This window comes from Kribbella sp., assembly GCF_035655035.1.
Taxonomy (GTDB): Bacteria; Actinomycetota; Actinomycetes; order Propionibacteriales; family Kribbellaceae; genus Kribbella.
The window spans coordinates 1-8,225 of record NZ_DASRVN010000501.1 but is presented as its reverse complement, the minus strand read 5'-3'; the positions used below and the strand labels follow the sequence as shown (position 1 = coordinate 8,225).

The 8,225-nt window shown below is 69.4% G+C and carries 6 protein-coding genes and 1 pseudogene; 3 read left to right on the top strand and 4 right to left on the bottom strand.

Going from position 1 to position 8,225, the window contains the following annotated elements; all coding sequences use genetic code 11:
• Positions 1-1,062: hypothetical protein (locus VFF46_RS27400; protein WP_325040104.1), on the top strand; the 1,062-nt coding region annotated here is incomplete at its 5' end.
• Positions 1,059-3,206 carry a glycosyltransferase family 2 protein gene (locus tag VFF46_RS27395; protein WP_325040103.1) on the top strand — a complete coding sequence of 716 codons (2,148 nt, stop codon included), beginning with the start codon at positions 1,059-1,061 and terminating at the stop codon, positions 3,204-3,206. The genes VFF46_RS27400 and VFF46_RS27395, both read left to right, overlap by 4 nt.
• On the opposite strand, the gene VFF46_RS27390 is transcribed toward VFF46_RS27395, so the two are convergent.
• The 3 genes from VFF46_RS27390 to VFF46_RS27380 form a co-directional block, all read right to left on the bottom strand.
• A complete protein-coding gene (locus VFF46_RS27390) occupies positions 3,203-4,594 on the bottom strand; it encodes a class I SAM-dependent methyltransferase (RefSeq protein WP_325040102.1) in 1,392 nt (463 codons plus the stop codon). The genes VFF46_RS27395 and VFF46_RS27390 overlap by 4 nt on opposite strands.
• A gap of 92 nt (positions 4,595-4,686) precedes the next feature.
• Positions 4,687-5,736 carry a pseudaminic acid synthase gene (gene pseI / locus VFF46_RS27385; protein WP_325040101.1) on the bottom strand — a complete coding sequence of 350 codons (1,050 nt, stop codon included), beginning with the start codon at positions 5,734-5,736 and terminating at the stop codon, positions 4,687-4,689.
• On the bottom strand, positions 5,733-6,239 hold the full coding sequence (locus tag VFF46_RS27380) for a GNAT family N-acetyltransferase (protein ID WP_325040100.1): 507 nt from the start codon (positions 6,237-6,239) through the stop codon (positions 5,733-5,735). The genes pseI and VFF46_RS27380 overlap by 4 nt, the downstream gene beginning before the upstream one ends.
• Positions 6,240-6,341: 102 nt before the next feature.
• Between VFF46_RS27380 and VFF46_RS27375 the strand changes: the two genes are divergently transcribed.
• Positions 6,342-7,889 carry a glycoside hydrolase family 10 protein gene (locus VFF46_RS27375; RefSeq protein WP_325040099.1) on the top strand — a complete coding sequence of 516 codons (1,548 nt, stop codon included), beginning with the start codon at positions 6,342-6,344 and terminating at the stop codon, positions 7,887-7,889.
• On the opposite strand, the pseudogene VFF46_RS27370 reads toward VFF46_RS27375, so the two are convergent.
• Positions 7,849-8,225: pseudogene (locus VFF46_RS27370) on the bottom strand (hypothetical protein); the annotation flags it as partial. The gene VFF46_RS27375 and the pseudogene VFF46_RS27370 sit on opposite strands and share 41 nt — an antisense overlap.

Here is an 8,225-nt window from a genome sequence, read left to right as displayed (position 1 = left end):
CGCCCCGGTGAACTCCCGACCCGCCTGGCAGTAGCCGCGGTCGAGCAGACCGACGTACCCCTGCTGTCGCCCGCCCACGAAGGCACCGACACCGCCGCCCGCGCCGGCCTCCTCGCCGCCATCCCCACCGGCTGGCTGGCCGTCGTCGGAGCCCAGCCGGCACACGACATCTACACCGAAACAGCAGGCACAGTCCTCACCGCCGACCAAACCCTCACCGGCTGGGACACAACCACCACCGGCGAACCCATCCAGAACCCGTCCGCCCCCGGCGCCGTCCTTTCGTATGATCCTGCGGTCGTCCCCAGCACCATCTCCTCAGGTACGTCCGTCGAGAGCGTGTTGTTCCGGCTCGCGGCTGCGGAGGATGTGCCGGGGTTCCGGAAGCTCGCCGCGGAGCTCGGGGACTGGGTAACCGAGTCGCGGGTGGTGCTGCGGTGGGATGACGTTGTGTATGACGGCGAATCCTTCGCGCACGGAGTCTCGGGCTGGGTGGCCCAGGACTGTGTGAAGAAGGAGGATCTGCTCGCAGCGGCGTGGTACCGGTTCCACGAGCGGCTGGTCGGGCAGCAGCGGCGGCACCCGTGGCCGCCGTGGATGGTGGGCGACGACCTGGTGTCCGCCTGGCTCGGGATGTCCGGGGTGGAGGCGCCGGAGCAGACGCAGGCGACCTCGCCCGACACCCCGCCGGCGGCCAGCGCACAAGTTGCCCGCGGCAAGGAAATCGCCCAGGCGCTCGACGAGGTGCTCGGGACCCGCACCGGCGTCGTCGACGTACGAACGGCCGTCGCCGAGGCCGAAGCCGCCAAGCACGAGCTGTTCGAGCTGAAGGGTCACGTGTACGGCCTCGAGCGCACGCTCGGCTTCCGGAACAAGGCGATGAAGACCCGCGAGAACCGGATCCGCGAGCTCCGCATCCAGGTCCAGAAGCTGACCGCCGCGCACGAGCGGATCCGCGGCTCCCGGACGTACGCCGTGTCCCGGGTGATGTTCCACGCCGCCCAGGTCCGCAAGCCGAAGGTCGTCGCCCGCAAGCTCGTCCGCCGGATCCGCAACAGATGAGCGGACCACGTCTCAGCGTGGTAGTGCCGTTCTACAACGTGGGGGCTTACATCGGGGACTGTCTCGACTCGATCGCGCGGCAGACGTTCGCGGACTTCGAGGCGATCCTGGTCGACGACGGTTCACCGGACGACAGCGCGGTGGTGGCGAAGGAGTTCTGCGGCCGGGACCCGCGGTTCCGGATCGTCGAGCAGCCGAACGCCGGCCTCGGCCCGGCGCGCAACACCGGCGTCGAGCACGCGACCGGGGAGTACGTCACGTTCGTCGACAGCGACGACCTGGTCACGCGGCACGGATTCGGGCTGCTGATCAAGGCGCTCGACCAGACCGGTTCGGACTTCGCCGCCGGTAACGCGCGCCGGTTCAACAACAGTTACGGCGTACGGCCGTCCTGGCTGCACGCGCAGGCGTTCACGGCGGACCGGCTGGCCACGCACATCTCCGAGACACCGCAGCTGGTGCTGGACCGGATGGTCTGGAACAAGGTGTACCGGCGGTCGTTCTGGGACGAGTACGGCTACCGTTTCCCGGCGATCCGGTACGAGGACTACCCGGTCACGCTGAAGGCGCACCTGGACGCGGTCACCGTCGACACCGTCGCGGCGCCGGTGTACTTCTGGCGGGAGCGCGAGTCCGGCGACTCGATCACCCAGCAGAAGTTCCAGCTGGCGAACATCCGCGACCGGGTCGTCTCGGCTGGGATGGTTCTGGACCAGGTCGAGGACGCGCTGCCCGCGATCCGGCACCGGGTGCATGCGCACTTCCGGCAGATCGACCTGCACGCGATTCTCTCGGCGTTCGGCACCGTGCCGGCCGAGGAGGAGCAGCACCTGGTCGAGCTCACCACCGAGCTGCTGGACCGGCTCGATGAGCCCGTGCTGACGAACTCGCCGCGCCTCGCCCAGCTCCAGTTCGACGCGCTGCGCGCGGGCGACCTCGAGTTCCTGCACGCGGTCGCTCTCGACCCGGCCACGGCCGAGGACGCGCTGCCGCGGACCAAGACCGACTTCAACCTCGCGACCAGCGTGCGGGAGGTGTCCTGGATCGACGGGGAGCTGTCGATCCGCGGGACGGCCGAGCTGCGGCACCTCCAGGCCAAGCCGTCGAGCCTCCGCATCGGCCTGATGACCGGCGGGATCAACCACCGGCTGCCGGTCCGGCGGTACGTCGCGGAGGACCTGCGCGGCGAGCAGAACCTGGTCGGGTTCGAGGTCCGGGTGAGCCGGCGACTGCTGGCGAAATGCCCGGCCGGGCCGTCGCACTTCGACGTCCGGATGCGTACCGGCGGGATCCGGCGACGGGACCGGCTCCGCGGGCCGAAGGCCGGCAGCCCGGGCTGGCCGCCGGGCGCGTGGATCGACGACACGAACTGGATCCAGCCCGGGCCGGGAAAGGAAGGGGCGTTCGCCGTACGGCGGTTGCCGGACCCGTGCCGGCTGACCGCGGTCGAGCAGACCCCGGACGCGCTGGTCCTGCGCGGGCGGTCGGCGTTCGACGAGCCGTCGCTGTTCGTGAGCCGGCCGCTGTCGGGTGGCGAGGAGCAACTGCCGCTGGAGCTGCACGGGCGGGACTTCACCGCCTGGTTGCCGATCCGGCCGATCCTCGAGGAGATCAACCCGGACGACCCGTTCAGTCAGCGGACGACGCGCGCGTTCCGGATGCGCGAGCCGGGCGGCCGCGAGCAGGTGCTGCTGTGGACGGCGGGCGACCGGCTGGTGTCGCACGCGGAACGCGGCCGGGTCGTGATGCTGACCCGCTCCACCGGCGGATACGTGAACCTGCACGAGTCGCCGATCCGGATGACCGCCACCGCTGCGGTTGCCGCAGGCAACAAGCTGGTGGTGCGCGGGCCGGACTGGGGCGAGGTGGACTTCAGCTGGCGGCGGTACCTGCCGGACTCCGACGACCACGTGGACGTCGCGTGCCGCCGTACCGTCTCCGACGACGGGTGGGCCGCGGTCGTGGACATGGATTCGCTGGAGCCGGCCGAGTGGATCCTCTTCGCCACCGCCCCCGACGGCACCGAACGCGCCGTCCAGTGCGAACCCTTCCTGTCCAGCAAGCTCCCGCTGACTGTCACCCGCGGCGCGCACACGCTCGCCGTCCGGCCGTTGGCCGGGACGCTGCACCTCGACGTGGGTTAGCGGCGGGCGATCATCAGTTGGTGGGTGACCGGCCAGTCGAGCGGGTCGCCGTCGGGGGTCGTGATGGTGGCGACGGGGGCGATGCGGTTGGTGACGACCCAGTCGTTGCGCCAGGCGTGGGAAGACGGGTCGATGGTGAAGCCGGCTTGCTCGGCGATCGCGGTCCAGCCGGCGAAGTTCAGGCCGCAGAACTGTTCGTGCGTCTCGCTCAGCCAGTTGTCGACGTAGTCCTTGCGGGTCAGGAAGTCCATCGCGTCGGCCAGCCGGAGACGCAGCTTGTCGCCGAGTACGGCGTACGCGAACGGTACCTTCGCGTTCCGCCGGAAGTCGTGGGCGAACTGGAAGAACCGCGCCCGCGTCGACAGCGTGCCCACGTACGCCGCGGGGTCGGCGAGCGCTTCGAGGTCGGCCACGTCGTCCGGGTTGGCACCGTCGCTGTCGTCCAGGTGCAGTACGACGGGACGATCCGGCTCGTCCGGGCCGCACACGTCGGAGTTGATCCACACACCGTGCGGTGCCGTGTGCGCGAACAGTGCGTCCGCGAACCGCTGCACCGTGGCGGGCCGCGACCCGTCGGCGTACGACCAGATCTCGTGGGTGAGCGCCAGCGTCAGCGTGGTGTCGATCGACCGCGCCGGGAAGACAGCGGACCCGAGCATGTTGCGTTGGTAGAAGTACACGTTCGGGTTGCTGAAGAGGCCCTGCTCCTTCTTGTGTACGCATTCGGCGTACAGGTGCCGGGCGACCTCGACGCCGATCAGGTCGGACTCGTGGAACCGCGGGTCGCGGTCGACCAGCTGCAGCGTCGCACCGGTCGCGCAGCCGATGTCGAGGATCCGGCCGGGCCGGACGAAGTCCTTGATCTGCTGCCATTTCCGGTCGGCGGCGGTCTCGAACGCGTCGGCGTACGTCTTGTAGTCGCGGGTCGTGGTCAGCCCGCCGTCGTCGCCGACCACCGGGTCGTTCACACACCGCGCGACGTGCGCGTCCAGGGCGTACCGCTCGAACACGTCCACGGTCGCCGGATGCGCGAGCTGCTTCCACTCGTCGTTGCCGGCGGCAATCATCAGCAGCACGTCCCACGGCCGCGCCGTACCCTCCGGCTCGACACCGATCACCTGGTACCCGAGCTGCTCGTACAACTTGCTCACCTCAGGCGTCGAACACGCGACCACCGTGTTCGCCGGCGTCAACCGCACGAGATCGTCGGTCCCCGCCTCGATCGCCTTCACCGTCACCTCGGCGAACTCGTCCGTCGGTGGCGTGTCCACCACCCCGACCACCAACGACCGAATCCCCTCCACCACACTCAACCGCTCGATCGCCGCCTCCCGCCGATCGAACCCCACCGGATTCCGCTTGGTGGTCTGATGATTGGCCGAAGTCACCGCCCACACCACGGTCCGCCCCGGAAACCCCTTGAGAAACTCCCCCTGAAACCGAGTCAACACATGATGCCGCCCAGGAAACAGGAGGTACATCAGAGGAGGTCCCAGGTGAGGGGGGTGCCGGCGGGCGTGTTGGTGCGGAAGGGGCGGCCTGCTACTTGGGGGTAGAGGTCGGGGGCGAGGCCGCCGGCGGGGCGGATGGAGCGGACGTTGTCGGGGGTGATGGGGTCGCCGGCCTGGACGTCCTGGGTGACGTAGAGGGAGCGGCGGAAGCGGAGGACGTTTTCTTCGGCTTGTTTGGGGCCGATGACGGGTTTGCCGAGCGAGAGCTGGGCCACTCGGGTGCTCTCGACCAGGAGTTCGAGTTCCCACGGCTCCAGGGAGAAGGCGGAGTCGACGCCGCCGTCCGTCCGCTTCAGCGTGACGTGCTTCTCGATGACGGTCGCGCCGAGGGCGACGGCCGCGACGGCGGCGCCGATGCCCATCGTGTGGTCGGAGAGGCCGACCTGTACGTCGAGGGCGTCACGGAGGACCGGGATGCCGCGGAGGTTCGACTGCTCGGGTGGTGCCGGGTAGCTCGCCGTACAGGACAGCACGATGATCTGCTCGTTGCCCGTGGAGCGCGCGGCCCGGACCGCGGCGTCGATGTCGGTCAGCGTCGCGGAACCGGTCGAGATGATGATCGGCTTGCCGGTCTCCGCCATCCCGCGGACCAGCGGCAGGTCACCGATCTCGTTCGACGCGACCTTGTACGCCGGGACGCCGAGCTTCTCCAGGAAGTCGATCGCGGTCCGGTCGAACGCGGACGAGAACGCGATCATCCCGAGCTCGGCCGCCAGCTCGAAGATCGGCTCGTGCCAGGCCCAGGGCGTGTGCGCCTCCTTGTACAGGTCGTACAGCCGGGCGTCGCTCCACAGCTCGTGCTCGGACGGCAGCCGGAAGGCCGGCAGGTCGAGGTCGAGCGTCATCGTGTCCGCGGTGTACGTCTGCAGCTTGAGCGCCTGCGCGCCGGTCTCCGCGACCGCCCGGACGATGTCCTTCGCGCGCTCCAGGTCGCCGTTGTGGTTCCCGGACATCTCCGCGATGACGAACGGCTGCTGGTCCGGCCCGACCGGCACGTCCCCGATCTCGATGGTCTTCACGCTTTCCCCCTTCGGCGGTCTGCTCTGCGCAGGCTGATCGGTATCACGGTGAGCTCGCGTCCGTCGGCGTACCGAGTCTCCGGCGTACCCTCGGTGAACCGGAAGCGCCGGTTCATCTGCCGGACCACCGCGTTGTGTTCCAGCACCTCACCGGTGAGTACGTCGAGGCCGAGCTCGTCGAACGCGTACGCCGTCGCCTCGCGCATGATCTCGATCCAGGCAGGCAGCGTCTCGCCGCGCTCGGCCAGCCCGTCGGCGTCCAGGAAGAACCCCCACGCTCCCGACGTACCGTCGAGGTCGAAGAAGTTCACCACCCCGGCGGACGCGCCGTCGCGGGTGTAGATCAGCACCCGGCGGGACGGGTCGACCGAGGTCTTCGCCCACCACGCGGCGTGCTCGCCGGCGGTGATCTCGTGCGCGGTGATGCTCACGTCCCGATTCGCCTGCTGGTTCCGCAACAGCCGGATCGTCTCGACGTCGTCCTCGGTCGCGGTCCGCAGCATGCCACTAACCTAGCGTCTTCTCTTGAGGCGGCTGAATGTGTAAACATCTTTCGACTTCACCTCGAACGACGGTCGGAGAGTGACATGAGAGTCTGGCGAGCTATGGCCGTTCTGGGCGCGACGGCGGGACTGTTGCTGAGCGGATTGACCGGTACCGCGTCCGCCGCGGATCAGCAGACGTGTACGCCGAGCACGGCCACCCCGCTCCGGCAGTTCCGGGCGAGCTGGGTCTCGTCGGTGGTGAACATCGACTGGCCGTCCAAGCCCGGGCTCAGCGCCGCGCAGCAGCAGGCCGAGCTGATCGGCTGGCTGGACGACGCGGTCCGGCAGCACCACAACGCGGTCGTCCTGCAGGTCCGCCCGACCGCGGACGCGTTCTGGCCGTCGAAGGTGGAGCCCTGGTCGCAGTACCTGACCGGGCACCAGGGCGGTGACCCCGGCTACGACCCGCTGAAGTTCGCGGTCGCCGAGGCGCACAAGCGGAATCTCGAGTTGCACGCCTGGTTCAACCCGTACCGGCTCTCGATGGGCACCGACCTCAATGCGCTCGTCCCGACGCACCCGGCGCGGCTGCACCCGGACTGGGTGGTGAAGTACGGCGGCAAGCTGTACTACAACCCCGGCATCCCGGCCGCCCGCAAGCTGGTCGAGGACGCGATCATGGACGCCGTCTCGAACTACGACATCGACGGCGTGCACTTCGACGACTACTTCTACCCGTACCCGGTGGCCGGGCAGACCTTCGACGACGCCGCGACGTTCGCGCAGTACAACGACGGCTACACGAACCTGCAGGACTGGCGGCGGCACAACATCGACCTGCTGATCCACGAGCTCAGCCAGAAGATGCACGCGATCAAGCCCTGGATCAAGTTCGGCATCTCGCCGTTCGCGGTCTGGCGGAACAAGGCGACCGACCCGGAGGGCACCGACACCACGGCCGGCGTGCAGACGTACGACGACCTCGCCGCCGACACCCGCAAGTGGGTGCGCGAGGAGTGGATCGACTACATCGTGCCGCAGGTGTACTGGGCGCGCGGGTTCACGCCCGCCGACTACGACAAGATCGTGCCGTGGTGGGCGGACCAGGTCCGCGGTACGCACGTGCACCTCTACATCGGCGAGGCGACGTACAAGGTCGGTACGTCGACGCAGTCGCCGGGCTGGTCGGTGCCGACCGAGCTGAGCGACCACCTGGCGTTCGACAGCACGATCCCCGAGGTGAAGGGGAACATCTACTTCTCGGCGAAGGACGTCCGCGCGGACCGGCTCGGAGCGACCTCGCTGGTCAACAAGACCTGGTACTCGCGGCCCGCGCTGATCCCGGCGATGCCCGCGCTCGACTCCCGCGCGCCGCTGCCGGTGCATGCGGTGCACGCCTCGCGGACGGCGGACGGTGTTCAGGTGAAGTGGTCGCGGACGTCGGCGGACACCACGTCGTACGCGATCTACCGGCGGGAGCTCAAGGGCGGCGACCACTGCCCGGACAACGACGCGCGCAACCTGATCGCGACGGTGCGCTCGACGGGGGCGGTGCAGTCGTACGTCGACAGCACGGCGACGGCTGGTACGGCGTACTTGTACTCCGTGACGGCCCTCGACCGGCTCGCTAACCAGAGTGTGGCGATCCCGGCGGTGTCGATCCGCTGACCGCCCCGGGGCTGGCCGAGTACGGCGGAATGTAGGTCGGCAGGGACCCGCTCGGGAGCGGCTGGGTCCCGGTCGGGAAGCTCGGCGTCGGGAACGGCGTGGTCGGGTCCGCGGGCGAGCCGCTGGTCGACGAGGACGGGAACGGCGTCGAGGGCTCGCCGGTCGGGTTCTGGGTCGGGCTTTGGGTGGGGGACTTCGTCGGGTACGGGTTGGCCGGCGGTGGCGGGTAGATCTGGTACACGCGGACCGTCCCCAGCTGGAACCTCAGCTCGGTCAGTTTGTCCAGGTTCTTCGGCGGCGCCCCGACCCGCTCGTCGAGCAGCAGCCACTGCACGT